Source organism: Chloroflexota bacterium, assembly GCA_026708035.1.
GTDB lineage: Bacteria > Chloroflexota > UBA11872 > UBA11872 > UBA11872 > JAJECS01.
The window spans coordinates 171,135-190,413 of record JAPOVQ010000006.1 but is presented as its reverse complement, the minus strand read 5'-3'; the positions used below and the strand labels follow the sequence as shown (position 1 = coordinate 190,413).

Sequence of the window (19,279 nt, the reverse complement as noted above, 5' to 3'; positions counted from 1 at the left end):
CCGCGCGGATCAGCCGCTAGACAGGCACCGCCTGCCGCACGCCCAGGTCATCGAGAACCGCATTGATCACGAGTCGTTCCTCGTCGTTGACGCCGCGGAACGGTGGCCGGGTCGGTCCGCCGTGCAGCCCCACAAAGTCCAACGCGGCCTTGATGATGGCCGAGTCCTGCAGCTCCCGCCATCCGGGGCCGCCCTCGCTCTGGTGCAGCCACATGTAGGGCCCGATCTTCGCGTGCCAGCGGTCCGCGCCGGCGAAGTCTCCGGCCTCGAGCAGGCGGAAGAACTCCAGCTCGAACTCGGGCCACCAGGTCGCCGGTCCGGAGATGAACCCGCTGGCGCCGTGCATGTAGGCCAGCGTGGAGGTGTAGCCCAGCGAGTTGTCGATGAAGGCGAACCGGTCGGCGTAGCGATCCAGCGCCTCGACCATGGGCTCGATGATGTTCGGCGCACCGTACTTGAGCGACACGATGCCCGGAAACTCGGCCAGCCGCCCGATGAGCTCCACGCCGAGGGACGTGCCGATGTCCTGCCGCCAGGACTGGTCGTAGATCATGATCCCGGCGTCGATCGACTCGGTGAGGATCCGGTACCACTCGTACATGCCCTCCTGGCTGATCGGGTAGTAGCAGGGCGGGGAGATCATCACGTACTCCGCGCCGGCGTCCACCGCGCCCCGTGAGAGGGCGATCACCTCGTCCAGGTTCAGGCTCGCGGCGCCCGCCACCACCGGGATCTTGCCCGCGGCGGCTTCGACCGAGGCCGCGACCATGTCGCGGTGCTCCGACGGCGAGAGGGTCAGGTACTCGCCGCTGCCGCACGGCGAGATGATGAATCCCTTGCCGGTCTCGAGTCCCCCGTCCAGCAGGAATTGGATGTTCGAGGTGAGGGCGTCAAGGTCCAGCCTCAAGTCGTCGTCGAACGGCGCCATCACCAGGGCGGCGGGGCCGCGCAACTCTTGTATGGCGCGTTCGCTGCTAGGGGGCATGGGACATCCTCCGGTTTAGGGGTGCGTCGGCGGCCGCTCCCGGCCGCGCGCTGCTCGTCGCTTGCGCAAAGGATAGCGCCTGGGAGGGGCCGCCCGTTCGTTTCTGACGCAGTTGCTAGTCGCTGGCCTAACCCCTCGTCATTCCGGCGAAAGCCGGAATCCAGGCCCTGCAACGCTCCGCCTTTGTAGGGCGCCCCTAGTGGGCGCCAGTCCGGGTCGAACTGGGCAGCCACGAGGGCTGCCCCTACGCGGACCTGGTCTTGCCCGCTGGGGACCACCGAGCAAGCCCGTCGCTGTTCGGGTCTGGTCCCCTCTCTCCGTGGGAGAGGGATAGGGTGAGGGGGACGGCCGCTCCCACGCTGCACACAGCGTGGGCCACCGAAGGACGCCGTCCACCGGCCGGTGGTCGATCCGGTCCCCTCTCCCCACCGTGGGAGAGGGATAGGGTGAGGGAGATTCCGGACTCATCCCCGCCGTCCGCGAATTCTCGCGACAATGCGGCAGCCAAACCGTGCACCCCAAGATCGAAGGAGGCTGAACATGCGGCTGGAGGGCAAGATCGCCGCCATCACCGGCGGCGGCTCGGGCATTGGCCGCGCCTGCGCGCTGGCATTCGCGCGCGAGGGAGCGGACGTCGCGATCGGCGACCTCGATCCGGAACGGGCCGCCGGCGTGGCCGACGAGGTGCGGGCGCTCGGCCGACGCGCCGTGGACATGCCGATCGACGTGACCCGGCAGGAAGACCTGGACAACTTTGTCGACGGCGTCGTGAGCGACCTCGGCGGCCTCACCGTCTGGGTCGGCAGCGCGGGCGTTTCGATAGGAGCCATGTTCCTCGACCACACGCGCGAGGACTGGCGCCGCTTGATGGACCTCAATCTCGACGCCGTCGTCTTCAGTGCCCAGACGGCGGCCCGCCGCATGGTGGCCGGCGGCGCCGGCTCCATCATCAACATCGCCTCGATATACGGCGGTCTGGCGGTCAGCGAGCGCATCGCCTACTGCACCTCGAAAGCCGCGGTCATCATGGCCACGCAGGTCATGGCGGTCGAGCTGGCGGAGCATGGCGTGCGGGCCAACTCCATCGGCCCCGGCTATACCGACACGCCCCTCTTCCGCGGCGCCCGCGAGGAGGGCAACGAGGCCATCGCGCCGCTGCTGTTGCGTGTCCCGGCCGGGCGCCTGGGGACCCCCGAGGAGATCGCCGCGGCGGCCGTATTCCTGGCGTCGGATGAGTCGAGCTTCGTCACCGGCCATTGCCTCTTCGCCGACGGCGGCTGGGTGGTCAACGGCAACTGGTAGGGCGCCTGCGGGCGGACCTCGGGCAGGGGTTTTTATACACGTTCGGCGTTTAATTTCGAGGTCGAAGCAATGGCCCTGCTCATGTCTTTTCGAGCGAAGCGAGAAATCCAGGGGGCGGGGAGAAGGCAGAACGTCCTTAGACTCCTCACGGCGTTTGGAATGGCATTTGCTGCGTCCGGAATGACGGCCTCGAAACGTTCCACGGTTGCCCGCGCTACGCTGTTGCCGACCAAGGCACGAACACCGGATGGCAGCCCGCCGGGAGGTGCGCCCGTGATCGACATCAAGACCCTCACGCGCCTGACGCCGGCGCAGCGTGAGTACTGGGACACGCAGGGCTACTTGGTGCTGCCCGGCGTGCTGTCGTCCGACGAAATCGCGCGGCTCAGCGACGCCGTGGATCGCCTCGACGAGGCTTCGCAGCGCGCCGGACGTTCCCGCAACGAGTGGCTGAGCACCCTCAACGTGATCGAGGAGGACGAGGCCTTCCTCGATCTCATCGATCACCCCAATCACCTGGGCATCGTGATGGACCTGATGGGCGCCACGATCCAGCTGCTTGCGTCGCAGGTGATGGTGCGCCCACCGACGCCGCATCCGGGCAGCCGCTGGCACTACGACGGCCCCAAGCCCTATCCGTTTCCGAGCGCCGGCGGGCTGACGCCTTTGCTGCACCTGAAGATCGGCTGGTTCCTGACCGACGTGGACGCGCCCGACATGGGCAACTTCCTGCTGATTCCCGGCAGCCACCGCGGCAACTTTCCGCACGAGGTCGCCGACGCCGAAACCCTCGCCTCGCCGAGCCGCTTCCAGGAGGTCGACGAGATCGACGCCGGCGTGCCGGGCGCCAAGCAGCTGCTGCTGCGCGCGGGTGACGCGATGCTGTTTCACAACGCGCTCTGGCACTCGGTGTCGCGTAACACCTCAAACGTGCGGCGCAAGAACCTCTTCTACGTCTACTCCCCGATCTGGATGCGGCTGGGCGATCGCGTGGCCAGCTCGCCGGAGCTGATCGCGCGCGCCGACCCCGTGCGGCGGCAGCTCCTCGGCGTGCTGGATCACGATCCCGCGGGCGTGCATCCCACCGATGCCGACGCGCCGCTGATCCGCCTCTGGGAAGGCAGGGGCTACGACGACGTGTGGGTGGACCAGGTGATGAAATACATCGGCGTGGACGGGTCGTAGGGCGTGTCCAGTCCTTCGTCATTCCGGCGGAGGCCGGAATCCAGGCCCGGAGACGCCCCTATCCCTGTAGGGGCGCCCCTAGTGGGCGCCCGTCCGGGTCGAACCGGGCAGCCACAAGGGCTGCCCCTACATCGAGCGGGCCGGGAATCCAGGTCCGGCGACGGCCAGGTCCGCGTAGGGGCGCCCCTAGTGGGCGCCCGTCCCCTCACCCTATCCCTCTCCCCGCGGGAGAGGGGACCGGAGCGACCGCTTGCCCGGTGGCCCGCGCTGCGTGCAGTGTGGGAAGCTCAGGGCTCAAATGCATTTCGTGAGACGTTCCACATGAACCGCTACACATTGCGATACGCAGCACAGGATTCCCCATGCCCAGCTTGAACCAATCCCAGCTCCGTCGCGACGGCTACGTCATCGTGCGCGACGTCATCCCGGCCGAGCGGCTCGACGCAGTGCGCGAAGCCTGCGAGGGCGTGCTGGACCGGCAGCGCGAGATCTGGCGCCAGGAGGCTGGGCCCGACGATCTCCCCGGCGGCGTGTGGGACATGCGCCCTCAGCCGCGCGTGCCCGAGTTTCACGCACTGGTGGACGCGGAAACCGCGCTGGCGGTCGAGATCTGGCTCAGCGAGCCGGTCATGAGTATCAGCCGCGAGCTGCTCAGCGGGCCTGAGGCGGTGCCCATGCGCATGATGATGATGTGCAACCCGCGCACCGACCACGGTCCCGCCAAGTGGCACCGCGACATCGGGCCGCTCGAGGTGGCGCCGCTGTGGCTCCTGCAAGAGGAGCTGGCGGAAACCGGCCCCCGCTACTTGCAGTGGAACCTGCCGCTCTACGACGACGACGTGCTCTGGGTGGTTCCGGGCAGCCACCGCCGGCTGAATACCCCGGAGGAGGATCGGCAGCTGGCGGACGATCCGCGGTCGCCGCTGCCGGGCGGCATGCCCGTGGAGCTCAAGGCCGGCGACGGCTTGATCTATCTCCACAGCATGCTGCACTGGGGCAGCAACTACAGCCCGAAGCTCCGGCGCACGGTGCACGGCGGCATGGCGGTGCACGCCATGCCGCGGGACACCGGCTTCACGCGCCATCTCTCGCCCTCGTCCGCCGCTGCGTTCCAGACGTGGAATCGCCGCGCGGCGGAGCAGCGGGACCTCACCGACCAGGCGCTGCGCGGAGTCTTGGCCGGCGACGCGCCGGGTTTTGAAGCGGCGCTCGAGCGCTTGCATCCCGGTGCCGGTCCCGCGTCCAAGCTGACCCTCACGGCATGCCTGGCCGAAGCCGCGCGTCACATTCACCTGCTCAAGCAGCCGGGCTTCGACGACCTGCCGGAGGCGATGCAGCGACAGGCCACGCACCTCCACCCGCTCACGTTGGGCTGGGGTCCGGCCTTCGCCGACCGGTTCAGCGACGCGGAGGCCGACGAGCTGTGGCGTCGCTTCGAGTGGTTGGCGCAGCGTCTCCAGGCCGAGCCCCGGCAGCGGGTGACGCTGGACCAGTTCGCCGCGAGCTGGGGCACGTAGGCCGAGCGACCCCGTTGCCCGCGTAGGGGCGCCCCTGGTGGGCGCCCGTCCGGTTCGATCCGGGCAGCCACTAGGGCTGCCCCTACACCGAACGGGGCGGGAATCCAGACCCGGCGACGGCCAGGTCCGCGTAGGGGCGCCCCTGGTGGGCGCCCGTGCAATTCGATCCGGGCAGCCACTAGGGCTGCCCCTACACCGAACGGGCTCGGTCCGGTGGCCCGCGCTGTGGGCAGCGTGGGAAACTCAGCGCTCAAGCACACTTCGTGAAACGCCTCGTCTGAACCGAGGCGTCGCGCGTCGCCCAACATCGGAGACCCCATGCCCAGCCTGAACAAGTCCCTGCTCCGTCGCGACGGCTATCTCTTCGTGCGCAACGTCATCCCGGCCGACCGGATCGACGCGGTACGCGAGGCCTGCGAGGGTCTATTGGAACGACAGCGCGAGGTCTGGCGCCGCGAGGCTGGACCCGACGATCCGCCCGGCGGCATGTGGGAAAAACACATGCAGCCGCGCGTGCCCGACTTTCACGCGCTGGTGGACGAGGAAACCGCGCCGGCGGTCGAGCTATGGCTCAGCGAGCCGGTCATGGGCACCAGCCGCGAGCTGCTCAGCGGAACCGAGGCGGTGCCCATGCACATGATGATGATGTGCAACCCACGCGTCGACCACGGCCCCGCCAAGTGGCACCGCGACATTGGAAACAACGGGGTGGCGCCGTTGTGGCTGCTGCAAGAGGAGCTGGCGGAAACCGGCCCGCGCTACCTGCAGTGGAACCTGCCGCTCTACGACGACGACGTGTTCTGGGTGGTTCCGGGCAGCCACCGCCGACTGAACACGCCCGAGGAGGACCGGCGGCTCAGGGATGATCCGCGGTCGCCGCTGCCGGGCGGCATGCCCGTGAAGCTCAAGGCCGGCGACGGCTTGATCTACTACCACAGCATGTTGCACTGGGGCAGCAACTACAGCACGAAGCTGCGGCGCACCGTGCACGGCGGCATTTCGGTGCACGCCATGCCGCGTGATCCGGGCTTCACGCGCCACCTCTCGCCCTCGTCCGCCGCCGCGTTCCAGAGCTGGAATCGCCTCGCCGCGGAGCAGCGGGACCTCACGGCGCGGGCGCTGAAGGGCGTCCTGGACGGCGACGCGGCGGCCTTTCGCACGGCGCTCGAGCGTTTGCACCCCGGCGCCGGCCCCGCGTCCAAGCTGACCCTTACGGCATGCGTGGCCGAGGCCGCGCGGCACATTTACCTGCTCAGGCAGCCGGACTTCGACGAGCTGCCGGAGGACTTGCAGCGCGAGGCCAAGTCTCTCCATCCGCTCACGCTGGGCTGGGGAGCGGACTTCGGCGAGTGGTTCAGCGACGCCGAGACTAACGAGCTGTGGCGCCGCTGCGACTGGCTGGCGCAACGCCTCCACGCCGAGCCGCGGCAGCCGGTGACCGTGGACGATTTCGTCGCAAGCTGGGCGGCCTGACCTCGACGCCACGCGCGAAGCCCGTGCATATGCCGGAACGGGCGGGTTTCAAACCCGCCCCTACGCCCGACGTGGCGCGCGTCTCCGGTAGGGGCAGGTTTCAAACCTGCCCGCCGTATCAACTACGGGGCAGGCTCTGCGCCAGGTATGTAGTCAACGCCGGCCGGGCGGCGCCCGAAGCCTAGGTGCCGCCGCGTCGCTGTCGCACAAGGAGTGTGGTCGCGAGAACGCCCACGATGACGCCCGATACGCCCGCGACGGTGGGAATGAGCCATACCGGATCGCTCGCGTCCTGGCTGATTCCCGCAGGATGTGGACTGGGGATGGGCGGTGGCTCTGGAGTGGCTGCTACCGCGGGCGTTTCTGGCGTCGATGCGGGCGTAGGTGTCGGTTGCGGGGTGGGGGTTCCCGGCACGGGCGTAGGCGTTGACATGGCCGTCGACCTCGTTGCAGGGAAAGTTGGAAAGGGCTCTGGACCCCAGCGGGCAAGAAGTCTTCTGACAGTTGCGATCAATTCCTCCTTGGAATGCCAGTATTCTAGGCCGAATGGCCTGGGAGCGACCCTTCCTGCTTCGGGCGCTTGGCCGGCTCCTAAGTATCCAAGATCTTCCTGCGCAGATGCCAGGGGTTTTGATGCACTGCAAAAGGACACCGTCATATTCGGCGGCTCGGCGTAGATGAGATACTCCTCGCCCAGCTCGAACGATCGATCGGAACATGATGACTGAGCTTTCCACTCTTGGATGTAAACCGTCTCATAGAGTGGGCCTTTCCAGATCTTGCTAACGAGGAAGGTGTAAACAGTTTCGGCTGCATCCGGTAATTCGAAACTAAAAGGAGACATTCCTGCGTAAGGGCTATACAGTAGACGCTCATCAATGACCCTTCCTGCGAAAACCATGGGGAAGTAGTCGAGGATCTCAGGTAGTGGTATCGGTTCTTCGCATGTACATGCCCGCACATGACGCGAATCCGTGAACAGCAAAGAAACGGTGATTAGCAAGATCAATGTCAGCTTCAGTGCAAAGACACGTACCATTCCCAATGGAAGTGTTTTAACCAACATGTTGAGCCTCCTCTAGCCACTTCATCAAGGGATGGCAAACGCCTGGAGTATTCCGAACAGATCAGCTTGAAACCAGCAATGTCCCACGGTCGCAAAAGGCCGGTCAACCCGTCGCAAGGGCAGAGTTCGCGACAAATAGACCAACGCCACGTCCGCTCGCAAGGGCTTGCGGCAGCGGAGTGTTCGGTATTTGTGTGGTGGGGAATGGTGCGTTAGGGTGGGCGGGCGATGCTCGGCGTGACGCGGGGCGTACTCCTGTATAGCTACCCAATACCAGCATGAACGCCGCGCAGCTTGCCGACCGGCTCTCGGGCGATGCCACTTTTGCCCGCGGCGTTACCGCCTGGAAGGTGCGGCCCGCGCGCGAGGCGCGGTATGGCGACTGGCCTCAGGGCGTCGCGGCGGTGCTGCGGCGGGCGCTGGAGCAGCGGGGCGTGCGCGAGCTCTACACCCACCAGTCCGAGGCCATCGCGCGCGTGCTCGGTGGCGAGGACGTCTGCATCGTCACTGGCACGGCTTCGGGCAAGACCCTCTGCTACAACGTGCCGGTCGTGCAGGCCATCCTGGACGATCCCCAGGCCCGGGCGCTTTATCTCTTTCCCACCAAGGCCCTGGCGCAGGACCAGCTGGACGAGCTGTACTCGCTGATCCAGGTCGCCGAGGCGGATATCAAGACCTACACCTACGACGGCGACACCCCGACGACCGCGCGGCGCAAGCTGCGGCAGGCCGGGCACGTGGTGATCACGAATCCCGACATGCTCCACCAGGGCATCCTGCCGCACCACACCCAGTGGACCCGGCTGTTCGAGAACCTGCGCTTCATCGTGCTCGACGAGCTGCACGTCTATCGCGGCATCTTCGGCAGTCACCTGGCCAACGTGCTGCGGCGCCTACTGCGCGTGGCCGAGTTCTACGGCTCGCGACCGCAGATCGTGGCCTGCTCCGCCACCATCGCCAATCCCAAGCAGCTGGCCGACCGGCTCACCGAGCGCGACCTGGGCGTGGTGGACGACGACGGCTCGCCGCGCGGCGAAAAGCACCTGATCTTCTACAACCCGCGGGTCGTGAACGCGCAGCTGGGGATTCGGGCCTCCGAGATCGACGCGGCGGCGGAGATCGCCGGGGTGCTGCTGGGCAATGACATCCAGACGCTCACGTTCGCCCGCAGCCGCACGGCCACCGAGCTGCTGCTGAGCAAGCTGCGCGGCGGTCCGCACCTGGGCCGCGGCGAGGTGCGCGGCTACCGCGGCGGCTACCTGCCGGCCGAGCGCCGCGAGATCGAGGCGGGCCTGCGCGACGGCACGGTGCGGGCGGTCGTCGCCACCAACGCCCTGGAGCTGGGCGTGGACATCGGGCAAGCCCAGGCGGCCGTGCTGTGCGGCTATCCGGGGTCGCTGGCGAGTTTCTGGCAGCAGGTGGGCCGCGCGGGACGCCGCCGCGAGTCGTCGGTGGCCGTCTACGTGGCCGGATCGAGCCCGCTGGACCAGTTCGTGGCGCGCAATCCGGACTTCGTGCTGCGCGAGTCGGTCGAGTCGGCGCTCATCAATCCCGACAATGTCTACGTCTACACCAGCCACCTCAAGTGCGCCGCGTTCGAGCTGCCGCTGGTCGAGGACGAGACCTTTGGCGTACCCACTACGGACGGCGGGGTGCGGATGCTCGTCGACGAGGGCATCTTGCACCCGGCGGGCGGCACCTATCACTGGAACGCCGACGACTACCCCGCGCAGTTCGTGAGCCTGCGCACCGGCACGTTGGACAACATCGTCATCGTCACCGACGAGAGCCGTCCCGAGGTGATCGGCCAGGTGGACCGCTTCTCCGCGCCCACGCGCGTGCACGAGGACGCGATCTATCTCCACGACGGGCGCCAGTACCACGTCAATCGCCTCGACTGGGAGCAGGGCAAGGCGTATGTCGAAGAGGTGTCGGTGGAGCACTACACCGTCGCCAGCATGAACGTGAACGTCGCCGTGCTCGACGACTTCGAGCGGCAGGCCGACGCGCCGCTGGGTCGTTCGTGGGGCGAGGTGCGTGTGACCGCGCGGCCCACGATTTTCAAGAAGCTGCGCATCAGCGACGACGACAACGTGGGCTGGGGGACCATCGATCTCCCCGAGCAGGAGATGCACACCCAGGCCTGCTGGGCCTGGATGCGCCCCGAATTGACCGAGGCGCTCTCCCGCGCCGAGATCGAATCCGGCCTCTGGGGCGCGCGGCACCTGCTGCCCAACGTGGCGGCGGTCCATCTGATGTGCGACCCGCACGACCTGGGCGTCGTCAGCGAGATCAAGTCGCCCTTCACCCAGGCGCCGACGCTGTATCTCTACGACCGCTATCCGGGCGGCGTGGGGCTGAGCGAGCGGTTGTACGCGACGTTCGACCAGGTGATGCAGTCCGCGGCGGAGCTGGCCGCCGGCTGCGACTGCACCGAGGGCTGCCCGGCCTGCGTGGGGCCGCCGGTGGCATCGGGCATCAGCGCCAAGCAGGCCACGCTGCGGGTGCTCCGGGCGCGCGCGGGCGTGGCCGTAGCGGCGTTAGCCGCCGCGCCTCGCGCCGGTGCCTTGTCCGTGGACGAGACCGTTGCGTAAACGGTCGACGACCGGCGCCCGAGCTTCGGATCACCCTCACCCCCGGATCGAGTCCGGGGCAGGCTCTAACCCTCTCCCATCAAGGGAGAGGGGACCGGACCCGCTCTCCAATCTCTGCTTGAGGGGTTGCTCAGGCGCCTCCCTTCACGGGAATGTCGGACCGTTGCGTGCCCTAGTAGGGGCGTCCCTGGTGGGCGCTGGTCCGGGTGGATCCGGGCAGCCACAAGGGCTGCCCCAACGGCTGCCCCTACGGTGATTGACGCTCACTCATGACAAGCGGACGGACGATGGCTTGGAACCGGCCGTGGGAGCCGGTGGAGCCGGCGCCTGCGGTTGCGACTCGAACGGTTGCACCGGGCGTGCCGGTCGAGGATGTCGTCGGCGGCGTGCTCGAATCCAGCGACGCCGGGTCGTTCGTCGTCATCAGTGAGACCCACCCGTTGCCGCGCGGGCTGTCGCAGGTCTGGCCCGGAGAGGCCGACCGGCGCGCGTTGACCACGCTCAGCGGCGATCCGGAGCTCGCGGACTTCGAGCTTGAACGGGCGCTGTTCGTCGACACGGAGACCACCGGGCTGGCCGGCGGGACGGGCACGTACGCCTTCCTGGTGGGATGCGGTTGGGTGGAGGATGGCGCGCTGCGGGTCGAGCAGTACTTCATGCGCGATCACGCCGACGAGCCGGCCATGATGGCGCACCTGGCGAACCTGATCTCGAGATTCGACTGGACGGTGAGCTTCAACGGCAAGAGCTTCGATCTGCCGCTGCTGCGAACGCGCTTCATCATGAACCGACGACGCACGTCTCTCGAGGCGCTGGGCGCGCTTGACCTGCTGCACGTCGCGCGGCGCCTGTGGCGCTACCAGCTCTCGCGCCGCGACCTGGGAACGCTGGAGCGGGAAATACTGGGTGTCGAGCGGGAGCTCGACGTGCCGAGCCATGAGATTCCCGACATCTACTTTCGCTATCTGCGCACCGGCGACGCTCAGGAGCTCGTGCCGGTGGTGGCCCACAACCGGACGGACATGGTGTCCATGGCCGCGTTGCTGGTGAGGGCCTGCGATGCATTTGGCGGCTGGCGAAGCCCCACGGCGCAGCCAGCCCAGGTGCTGGGTGCGGCGCGGTCGTTCGAGTTGGCCGGTGACTTGGAGGCGGCGCTGGCGGCTTACACCCGGGCGCTGGAGCTTGGCTTGGACGAGGCGTTGCAACCGCTGGCGCAGGCGCCGTTGAGCCTGGCCCACAAGCGTCGCGGCGCCTGGCCGCCGGCGCTGGAGGTGTGGGAGGGCATGCGGCGACGCCAGGGACGCGGCGCCGTGTGGGCGCTGGTCGAGCTGGCCAAGTACCACGAGCATCGGGCGGGCGCGTTCGATTCGGCGCGGGAGTGCACGGTGGAAGCCCTGGCGCACGCCGATCGTCTCTTGGACGCCCTACCCCAGCCGCTCGCGCGACCCGCGTTGGAGCACCGGCTGGCGCGGATCGAACGCCGGCTGAGGGCGGCCAGGGCGCGGAGTCCCTCGGGCTGAGTGCTCCGGGGATGGTGGGGGACCAAGCGATCCCCCGCTATCCCGGCGCGACCCTTGCACGGGCATCTAGGGGCGTCCCTCGCGGGCGCCCGCGCCGCCGATGACCAGGGCAGCCACGAGGGCTGCCCCTACACCGAACGGGCGGGTTTGAAACCCGCCGCTACCCGCGTCCGTCAATGTGGCACTCGCGGGGGGCTTGGGATGAGCGGCGCCCATGCCCCCTCTCCCCACCGTGGGAGAGGGTTGGGGTGAGGGGGAATGAACCCTGGCATCTCACCTGACGTAGGGGCGGGTCTCTGACCCGCCCGTGCATGGGTGAATTTCCCGAAACCCCCGAGCCAGGCGCCGGCCCAAGTGGACAAAGCCCAGCGCGCGCGGTTTGATGATGCGGCGCGGCATCCGCGAGGTAGAGCCATGCGATTCAGAGTTGGCGTCATCGGCGCGTCGGGGTTCATCGGCGTGCCCTATCGGCGCGAGATGCGGGAGGTCCCGGAGCAATTCGACATCGTCGCGGTCTGCGCGCGTCGCCGCGATCTGCTGGAGGCGGCCGGGCGCGAGGACGGCGCCGCGCTCGTCACCACCGACTGGCGTGAAGTGGTGGCCCATCCCGATGTCGACGTCGTCGTGGTGGTGGTTCCTGACGTCATGCACTACGAGATTGCCCTGGAATGCGCCGCGCAGGGCAAGCACATCGTGTGCGAGAAGCCGGTGGCCATGAATGCGCGCGAAGCCCATGACGTCTGGTCCGCCTACCGCGATGGCGGGTTGGGGCATATGGTGCCGTTTTGGATCCGCGGCGTGCCGGTAATCGCGCGTGTGCGGCAGCTGCTGGCCGAGGGCCTGATCGGCGAGGTCCGAGGCGTCGTCTATCGCTGGCACAACCCGCGGTTGACATCCATACCCTTCACCTGGCGTGACGACGCCGAGCAGTCGGCCGCCGGCAGCGTCGCCGATGGCGGTTCCCACGCCTACGACACCCTGCGCTGGCTCACCGGCCTCGAGGCGCGGCGCGTGTTCGCGCAGGCCGGCGTGCTGGCGCCGCCCAAGCCCGACCTGGGCGAGCCCAATCTCGAGGAGGCGCTTGCCTGGAGCGAAGCGCACGACGCCACGGCCGCGGAGTCGCGGCGCAAGGGCACGGCGTTCGACTACGGCAATCTCACGTTCGAGATGAACAACGGCGCCGTCGGCGTGCTCCTGGTTTCGCACGCGCCGTATCTGCGAACGGGGCTGGCGCCGGATATCGAGTTGCACGGCGAAGAGGCCTCCCTTGCCGTCGACCGCTGGACCGGCGATCTGCGCATCTCGCGCAAGCCGTGGGATTCGGAGCACCTCGAGAACGTGCCGCCGCCCGATGCCCTCAACAACTTCAGGGACATGGTCCATCCCGCGCTGCTGGCGACGATGGCCGGCGAGCCCACGGAGATGCCGGAATTGCACGGCGGCTGGCGGGTGCAGATCTTCACGGACGCCGCCGTGGCCTCCGCCGAGCGTGGGGCGTGGGTGGAGACGGCGGAGTTCGACGCCCCGTACGAGGCCTAGTGAACCTCTAAACGAGTGAAGCCCCCGGGGCACGCCGGGTATCCAATCCGTTCGGTAACCCCTTCGACAAGCTCAGGGCGAACGGATTGGGCGGGGCGGTGGCTTCTGACTCCCATCCCAACCTTCCCCCTGTCAGGGGGAAGGGGTTCAGGCAGGAGCCTCCTAAGTCACCTCGACCGGGCGGCCCGTGCGGCCCGAGTCGATGGCGGCCTGCACCGTGGCCGCGATGTTGCGCCCAACGCGTGCGTTGAGAATCGTGTCGCCGTCGGTGTCGATGGCTTGGGCGAAATTCTCCATCAGGAGCCAGTCGGCGTCACCGCCCACGCGCGCCGCGGGCGAATCGCCGGCGGTCCGTCCCCGGTAGAAGACCCGCACCGCGGGCCGCGGCTCGTCGATGACCATCGCGCCGGCGGTGCCCAGGATGCGGACCTTGATCTCGCCATCGTTGTCGTGCTTGGCGCGTCCGATGCGCCCGATGCACAGCGTGCCCACGATCCCGTTGTCCATCTCCAGCGTCACCGACGCGAGGTCGTCGATGCCGTGGTCCACGTTGCGCTGGTGGAAGTGGGCCGCCGTGCGGGCGAACACGCGCTCGACGCGCGCGCCCGTGAGCAGCCCGATGTGCGACAGCGGATAGATGCCCTCGATTTGCAACTCGCCCATCGGAGCGTGGCCCACACCGCCGTCCGAGCCGTCCACGTGGGCGGCCTTGAGCGCTTCCAGCCAGTCGATCTTGGGTGAGCCGGCCGGGCTCTCTCCGCGGCGCGGACCGGCGTCCTTGGCGAAGTAGAAGTCGACGTGCACGGCGCGCACGTCACCGATGGCGCCGCTTTGCAGCTCCTGTCGGGCGAGCAGCATCGCCGGCAGCATGTCGCGGTTCCACATCAGGAACTTCACGCCGTTGCGCTCCACGGCCTCCACGATGCGGTCGCACTCGGAGACCAGGGTCGACATGGGCTTGTCCTGCACCACGTGCAGCCCGGCGTCGGCGGCCCGCACGCTGAGGTCCGCGTGGCGCTCGGCCTCGGGGCTCACGCAGGCGACCTGGACGTCGTAGTCACGCATCGCCGCCTCCACGTCGCGCACGTAGGGAATGTTCAGCTCGTCGGCCAGCTTCTGGTTGCGCTCGTGGACCCATTCCGGCTGCGCGGCGTCGTCCGCCACCACGACCGGATCGAACCGCGGGTGCGTGATGAGGCCCAGGGGCACGTAGTCGTGCTTGACGACGCTCAGCACCGCCACGCGGAAGATCGAGTTGGCGCTAGACGAGGACATAGCCGTCCTCAGTGCGCGTGGCGGCGCGGCCGGACGCCGCCGACGCCATGGCGGCTTCGGCGACTTCGAGGGCGAGGACTGCGTCCTCAATGCTCGCCGCGGGGTCCAAGCCGTTGTCGATCGCATCCACGAATGCCTCAAGCTGGGCGAGGACCGTGGCGTCGCCGGTGCTGGTGAGCCGCGCGGCGGGCGACCCGCCCGCGTAGAGCAGCTGCATGTTGTGCTGGTCGTCGGCGTACACGGCGCCGTCCGCGCCGATCAGTTGCAGCGACCAATAGCCCTCGCCCTCGGGCAGACCGGTCGTCACGTCCAGCACGGCCATCCCGCCGTCGGGAAACCCGAGATGCACCACCGCCGCATCCGGTCGGTCGGGGTCTGCACCACGCGCGACTGCGAAGACGGTGTTGGGCGGGGCGTCGAACAGCCAAGCCGCCACGTCGATATCCCGCGTGAGCTCATGGATGAAGATTCCGCCGCTGCGGTTTGGGTCCAGCCGCCAGGCCGTGGGGCCGTCCGTGGGCGGCTGCCAGCGGTGGCTCCGCACGAGACCGGGTCGGCCCATCTGGCCCGCGTCCATGCTCGCGCGCACGGCCCCGACGTCCGGTCGGTAGCGATCGATCTGCCCGGCCATGAGCACCACGTTGGCGCCGGCGCAGGCTTTGGCCGTTTCGCGCGCTTCGCTGGCCGAGCGCCCCAGCGGACCACTAACCAGCACATGTTTGCCGGCCGTCACCGCCGCCTCGATGTGGCTCGCCCGCTCGTCGGTGGGCGTCTGGATAATCACGGCGTCGATCGCGTCTGAGTGCACGTCCAGCAGCTCGGCAAGCATCGCTGCCGCGACGACGTTGTGAGAGTCGCCCTGCGCGCCGTCGGTGACGGCGGCGATGCCGGCGGCGCCGGCGCGCGGCGCGATGCGGACATAGGACTCGTCGTCCGGCCCGTGGCCGACCAACGCCAAGCGCGTCATCTGCGCCAATCCGTGCTCCAAACGCGACGGTCCCAATGGTAAACCGGCCGGATTCGGGGCGCGACGGCTCTCCCGCGGTCCACGCACCTGAGGGTTGCGGCTTAGATTACTTCCGGAATATCGGGCGCCGGTCGGGCCCGCAGGCCCCGCCAGACGCCCACGGCGTAGTGAATGCCCGAGGCCAGCGTCAGCAGCAGGGCCACGCCGACCAGGAACCACGGCAGGGCGGTGCGTTCCCACATCAGCGCATTGAAGGCGATGTACTGCCACATCATCTTGGCCTTGCCCAGGCGGCCGGCGGCGACGGTCACGCCCTGGGCGCCGGCATAGGCCCGCAGGCCCATGACCGCGAACTCGCGCGCGATGAAGCTGGCGCCCAGCCAGCCCGGCATCCAGCCCAGCTCGACCATGGTGAAGAGCACGGCGGCGACCAGCAGCTTATCGCCAACCAGATCCAGAAAGATACCCAGCTGCGAGCCTGTGCCATAGCGCCGCGCCAGCGTGCCGTCGAAGACGTCGCTCGCGCCGGCGGCGGCGAACACGAATCCGGCCATCTGGTTCGAGAACCACCAGTCCCAGAACAGCAGCCAGACGATGATCGGGATCGACGCGACACGGGCGATCGTGAGGGCGTTGGGCAGATAGGTCTGCCACTGCTTGGGCGCGGCGCGGGCGTCCTCGGGAGCGGATGCCACGGGTCAGTTGCTCGTGGGTCGCGGCGCGGCGGTGGGCGCTGCCGGAATGTCCACTCGCCAGGTGTGCCGGGCCGGCTCGCCCGGGTCGGCGAGCGGCGGGAGCGGCTGTCCGTTGATGGTGATGGTCACCGCGTCGCCGGCGCCGACGTCGAGCACCGTTTCCCGCTCCATGCTCCATTGGCGCGACTCACCGGTCGCGAGGATCTCGTCCACGAGCGCGCGTCCGTCGACCTCGATGCGTACCTGAGTGTCGCTTAGCACGACCAGTTCGAACACAGCGCCCCGGTCGACAATCGACGGCGTAACGGCATCGCGGCCGTTCGTCGCCCCGCCATCGTCGGCCAGTCCGCCAAAGTTGGTGATCAGCAGAACGGCCAGGACGATCCCCAGCGCCACGACGAGCAACAGTGACGCCAGCAGCCGCTGACGCCCGCGCCGCATGGCGGGAATCGGACCGGCGCCGACGATCGACGGGACCTCGCCCGCTTGCGCGAAGTAGAGGTCGAGCAGCGGCTGGACCGGCAGTTGCAATGCTTCGGCGTAGATGCGAATGAATCCGGCGTTGAAGGGCGGTCCGGGGAGCACCGCCAGGTTGTCCGACTCCAGCGCCGCCAAGTGCTCGCGCGGGATGTGCGTGACGACGGCGGCTTCCTCGATGGTGAGCGCGGCGGCTTCCCGTGCCGTCCGAAGCTGTTCGCCAAGCGAAGCCATGCGGGAATTATTACCCGCCGCCGAGCCGTGAGACGGCCACGCTGCCGCCGCCTAGTCGCGCGAGAAGCTGTGGGACGGCTCGGGCCGCAGGGTTACGCCAAACGCCGCGAAGGCGTCGCTGAACTCCGTGAACTCGACGAAGTTTCCGAGCAATTCGCCGGCGCCCTCTTGGAGGCCGGCCACGATGAACGGCGCCGGCAGCGCGTTCGGCGTCGCCAGCTCCGTCTCGTAGCGCTCGGCAAAGCCTCTGGCCAGTTCGGCGGATACCACCCGGGCCAGCGCCGAGTCGATCTCGTCGAGGGACTCCATGGTCGCGACGAATGACTTCAGGTCGTCGATCTCGTAGCGGAACTCAACATTCAGATGCTGGTCGGGAGGGTCGCCGGGGAAGGGCACTGAGATTTCTAGCGCGCGGTTGGTGAGCGGCACCAGTCGGCGCTCGGTGATCGGCCGCGGCCAGCTCCAAAAGATGCCGGGGCCTTGCACCACGGTGAGCGTGCTCGTGCCGGAGTCCGCGGGACCGTCGAAGCCATGCCGGAGCGCGAGCACGGTGCCCGACGACGGGAAGACGATGGCTTCGTTGGTTCGCAGCAGCAGGGCTTCGTCGCCTCGGATGCCGAACACACCGGCGACGAAGAACGCGGCCGCCGCGACGACCAGCCCGCTGGCGATTCCCAGGAGGCGCGATGCCCGTGCTTGCACCCGCGATGTCCGCCGCTGCATGTAAGGGGCGAGGATCTTGACGACGCTGGCCGGACGGCGCCGCAAGCGCAGGCCGGGGATGAGCCGGGCGGGTGGCTGTGACGCGATGCGAAACTGCTCGCCGGCGTCGGCGGCAAGGGCAACCACGGACGGCACGTCGTGCCGCGCCGCGATGCGGGCCAGTGCCCCGAATCGGATGGCCAGTCGGTGCGCCTGTTCGCCGCCCGGTCGCGGGTTGCCGCTCAGAATGCCGCCGATGTCGCGCATCGTCTCGCGCGCGTCAGCGAGGAATGGTCCCAGGTCGTCGTTGACGGTGAGTTCGCTCGTTGCCATCGACTCCTGGCGCAGGTTGGGCTGTGGCGCCGCCCGCGCCGCGCGGCGAACGCGCCGGATCCACCACACCGACGGCAGCGCCGCAATGACCGCCGCGAGCGGCAGCCCTCCCACGTTGCCGCCGGCAGTGGCCACGAATTCGCCGACCGGCTCGCCGATGATCGGAACCGTGCCCAGCCACACGCCCAGGAGGCCCAGCAGCGTGGCGGTCAGGAATGGCAGCGCGGCCGCCGCCACATAGACTCGCCAGCGGCGCGCCTGGGCCGCCCGCGCCGCCTGCCGCAGGCGGCGAATCGCGCCGACCTCGATCCGGGCAACGGTGGCCACGTCGTCGGGAAGCTCATCAATCCGAAGGGTGCGGGCGACGGGGATTCCTCGCACCAGGGCGTCGTTCAAGCGGTGCCGGTCGTGCGCCACCAGTTCGGTTTCGTCGGGACCCACCGGAATGGGCGCGTACTCCACGGGGATGCTGGGGGCGTGGCGCACGGGATCGAGGCCGGCGGTCTGCGTTGGTCGCCCTTCCCCGGCCACCTAAGCCCCCATGCGGCGAAACTCGCGGATGGACTCGTCGACGCCCGCGCCCGCGGCCTCGGTCAACGCGATCGCTCGGTCAAGCTCCCGCAGCCCCAACGACAGCGCCGTGATCCCGACGGCTGCGACGAGATCGGTCGCGAGGCTGGCCACGGATCGCGAAGGGTCGCGCGGGCTCATGCGCGTGAGGGCGCCGTGGCCGAACTGCCGCAATCCGGCCGCCGCGCGCTCGCGCGGCGTTCCCCGGTAGGGCGAGATACCGCGCCTGCTGACGTCTCGGGCAATGGCCCTGCCCTCGGTCGTTCCCGGGAGCGCCTCGGCGTCGGTTGCCCCGGCCGCGTGCGTGAGGCTATGCACCACGAGGGCCAGGTTCGCGTCGGGGACCGCGGCCCCGGCATCGCGCAGGTCCATGGCGAGGGTCGGCCGGAACCGTTGCACCGACTCGCGCAACGCGCTCCACGCCTGCTCGTTGGCGACGCTGTGCGCCAGACGCAATCCGCCATCGAGTCCTTTCGCCAGCGGCAACGGCGGGATATCGGCGGCATCGCCGTCGACCTCGATCACGTGGATGCGCACGGCAATGCGATCGAGCAATTCGGCGCGTTCGCGTGCCCGCGAGGTGAAGACCCGGGTCACCGCGCGCCCGGCGACCAGCACCGGCCGCGACAGGCTCAGGGGCACGGCGTCGAACAGGATTCGAATGGGGCTGTCGGGATCGCCCGACGACAGTCGGACGACCTGCGCCCGCGGAAGGCCCGGCAGCGGTCCCTCGTACAGCGTGCGCACCTCGTAGGTGTCGCCCAGCGTCTGCCGAATCTCGCGCCACTTGCTGCCCCGCAGACTGTCCGTGAATCGGTCGATGTCCATGGGGATCTCGAGGCTCC

At 68.8% G+C, this 19,279-nt stretch carries 15 protein-coding genes; 7 read left to right on the top strand and 8 right to left on the bottom strand.

Features of this window, described 5'->3' with window-relative positions:
* Window positions 1-16: 16 nt before the first annotated feature.
* Complete coding sequence (locus tag OXG33_02540; GenBank protein MCY4112803.1) at window positions 17-985, bottom strand: dihydrodipicolinate synthase family protein; 969 nt, start codon at window positions 983-985, stop codon at window positions 17-19.
* A 540-nt stretch (window positions 986-1,525) separates the two neighbouring features.
* On the opposite strand from OXG33_02540, the gene OXG33_02535 reads away from it, so the two are divergent.
* The 4 genes from OXG33_02535 (at window position 1,526) to OXG33_02520 (ending at window position 6,462) form a co-directional block, all read left to right on the top strand.
* Entirely contained in the window at window positions 1,526-2,287 is a 762-nt protein-coding gene (locus OXG33_02535; protein ID MCY4112802.1) for an SDR family NAD(P)-dependent oxidoreductase, read from the top strand.
* Window positions 2,288-2,560: 273 nt separating this feature from the next.
* Window positions 2,561-3,472 (top strand): phytanoyl-CoA dioxygenase family protein, encoded by a 912-nt coding sequence (locus OXG33_02530; protein MCY4112801.1) that lies wholly within the window; start codon window positions 2,561-2,563, stop codon window positions 3,470-3,472.
* 362 nt (window positions 3,473-3,834) lie between these two features.
* The gene (locus tag OXG33_02525; GenBank protein MCY4112800.1) at window positions 3,835-4,989 is read left to right on the top strand and encodes a phytanoyl-CoA dioxygenase family protein; all 1,155 of its coding nucleotides are present in this window, start codon (window positions 3,835-3,837) and stop codon (window positions 4,987-4,989) included.
* A gap of 318 nt (window positions 4,990-5,307) precedes the next feature.
* Complete coding sequence (locus OXG33_02520) at window positions 5,308-6,462, top strand: phytanoyl-CoA dioxygenase family protein (GenBank protein ID MCY4112799.1); 1,155 nt, start codon at window positions 5,308-5,310, stop codon at window positions 6,460-6,462.
* A gap of 181 nt (window positions 6,463-6,643) precedes the next feature.
* On the opposite strand, the gene OXG33_02515 is transcribed toward OXG33_02520, so the two are convergent.
* On the bottom strand, window positions 6,644-7,528 hold the full coding sequence (locus tag OXG33_02515; protein MCY4112798.1) for a hypothetical protein: 885 nt from the start codon (window positions 7,526-7,528) through the stop codon (window positions 6,644-6,646).
* A gap of 278 nt (window positions 7,529-7,806) precedes the next feature.
* Between OXG33_02515 and OXG33_02510 the strand changes: the two genes are divergently transcribed.
* The 3 genes from OXG33_02510 (at window position 7,807) to OXG33_02500 (ending at window position 13,181) form a co-directional block, all read left to right on the top strand.
* Window positions 7,807-10,122: a DEAD/DEAH box helicase gene (locus OXG33_02510; protein ID MCY4112797.1), complete on the top strand. Its 2,316-nt coding sequence runs from the start codon at window positions 7,807-7,809 to the stop codon at window positions 10,120-10,122.
* 287 nt (window positions 10,123-10,409) lie between these two features.
* A complete protein-coding gene (locus OXG33_02505; GenBank protein ID MCY4112796.1) occupies window positions 10,410-11,642 on the top strand; it encodes a ribonuclease H-like domain-containing protein in 1,233 nt (410 codons plus the stop codon).
* Window positions 11,643-12,056: 414 nt separating this feature from the next.
* Complete coding sequence (locus tag OXG33_02500) at window positions 12,057-13,181, top strand: Gfo/Idh/MocA family oxidoreductase (GenBank protein MCY4112795.1); 1,125 nt, start codon at window positions 12,057-12,059, stop codon at window positions 13,179-13,181.
* A gap of 162 nt (window positions 13,182-13,343) precedes the next feature.
* Here OXG33_02500 and OXG33_02495 read toward each other — a convergent pair whose 3' ends face one another.
* The 6 genes from OXG33_02495 to OXG33_02470 form a co-directional block, all read right to left on the bottom strand.
* A complete protein-coding gene (locus tag OXG33_02495) occupies window positions 13,344-14,456 on the bottom strand; it encodes a Gfo/Idh/MocA family oxidoreductase (GenBank protein ID MCY4112794.1) in 1,113 nt (370 codons plus the stop codon).
* Window positions 14,443-15,423: a Gfo/Idh/MocA family oxidoreductase gene (locus OXG33_02490; protein ID MCY4112793.1), complete on the bottom strand. Its 981-nt coding sequence runs from the start codon at window positions 15,421-15,423 to the stop codon at window positions 14,443-14,445. Before OXG33_02490 ends, OXG33_02495 begins: the two co-directional genes overlap by 14 nt.
* Window positions 15,424-15,524: 101 nt before the next feature.
* Window positions 15,525-16,118, bottom strand: a complete 594-nt coding sequence (gene pgsA, locus OXG33_02485; protein ID MCY4112792.1) for a CDP-diacylglycerol--glycerol-3-phosphate 3-phosphatidyltransferase — start codon at window positions 16,116-16,118, stop codon at window positions 15,525-15,527.
* A 3-nt stretch (window positions 16,119-16,121) separates the two neighbouring features.
* Entirely contained in the window at window positions 16,122-16,829 is a 708-nt protein-coding gene (locus OXG33_02480; GenBank protein MCY4112791.1) for a DUF4115 domain-containing protein, read from the bottom strand.
* 51 nt (window positions 16,830-16,880) lie between these two features.
* On the bottom strand, window positions 16,881-18,395 hold the full coding sequence (locus OXG33_02475) for a hypothetical protein (GenBank protein ID MCY4112790.1): 1,515 nt from the start codon (window positions 18,393-18,395) through the stop codon (window positions 16,881-16,883).
* On the bottom strand, window positions 18,396-19,262 hold the full coding sequence (locus tag OXG33_02470; protein MCY4112789.1) for a hypothetical protein: 867 nt from the start codon (window positions 19,260-19,262) through the stop codon (window positions 18,396-18,398).
* Window positions 19,263-19,279: the final 17 nt, after the last annotated feature.

Excerpts from the sequence above, each read along its gene's own strand:
- OXG33_02540 (MCY4112803.1), bottom strand. The coding sequence starts at position 985 with ATGCCCCCTAGCAGCGAACGCGCCATACAAGAGTTGCGCGGCCCCGCC.
- OXG33_02535 (MCY4112802.1), top strand. The coding sequence starts at position 1,526 with ATGCGGCTGGAGGGCAAGATCGCCGCCATCACCGGCGGCGGCTCGGGC.
- OXG33_02525 (MCY4112800.1), top strand. The coding sequence starts at position 3,835 with ATGCCCAGCTTGAACCAATCCCAGCTCCGTCGCGACGGCTACGTCATC.
- OXG33_02520 (MCY4112799.1), top strand. The coding sequence starts at position 5,308 with ATGCCCAGCCTGAACAAGTCCCTGCTCCGTCGCGACGGCTATCTCTTC.
- OXG33_02515 (MCY4112798.1), bottom strand. The coding sequence starts at position 7,528 with ATGTTGGTTAAAACACTTCCATTGGGAATGGTACGTGTCTTTGCACTG.
- OXG33_02510 (MCY4112797.1), top strand. The coding sequence starts at position 7,807 with ATGAACGCCGCGCAGCTTGCCGACCGGCTCTCGGGCGATGCCACTTTT.
- OXG33_02505 (MCY4112796.1), top strand. The coding sequence starts at position 10,410 with ATGGCTTGGAACCGGCCGTGGGAGCCGGTGGAGCCGGCGCCTGCGGTT.
- OXG33_02500 (MCY4112795.1), top strand. The coding sequence starts at position 12,057 with ATGCGATTCAGAGTTGGCGTCATCGGCGCGTCGGGGTTCATCGGCGTG.
- OXG33_02495 (MCY4112794.1), bottom strand. The coding sequence starts at position 14,456 with ATGTCCTCGTCTAGCGCCAACTCGATCTTCCGCGTGGCGGTGCTGAGC.
- OXG33_02490 (MCY4112793.1), bottom strand. The coding sequence starts at position 15,423 with ATGACGCGCTTGGCGTTGGTCGGCCACGGGCCGGACGACGAGTCCTAT.
- OXG33_02480 (MCY4112791.1), bottom strand. The coding sequence starts at position 16,829 with ATGGCTTCGCTTGGCGAACAGCTTCGGACGGCACGGGAAGCCGCCGCG.
- OXG33_02470 (MCY4112789.1), bottom strand. The coding sequence starts at position 19,262 with ATGGACATCGACCGATTCACGGACAGTCTGCGGGGCAGCAAGTGGCGC.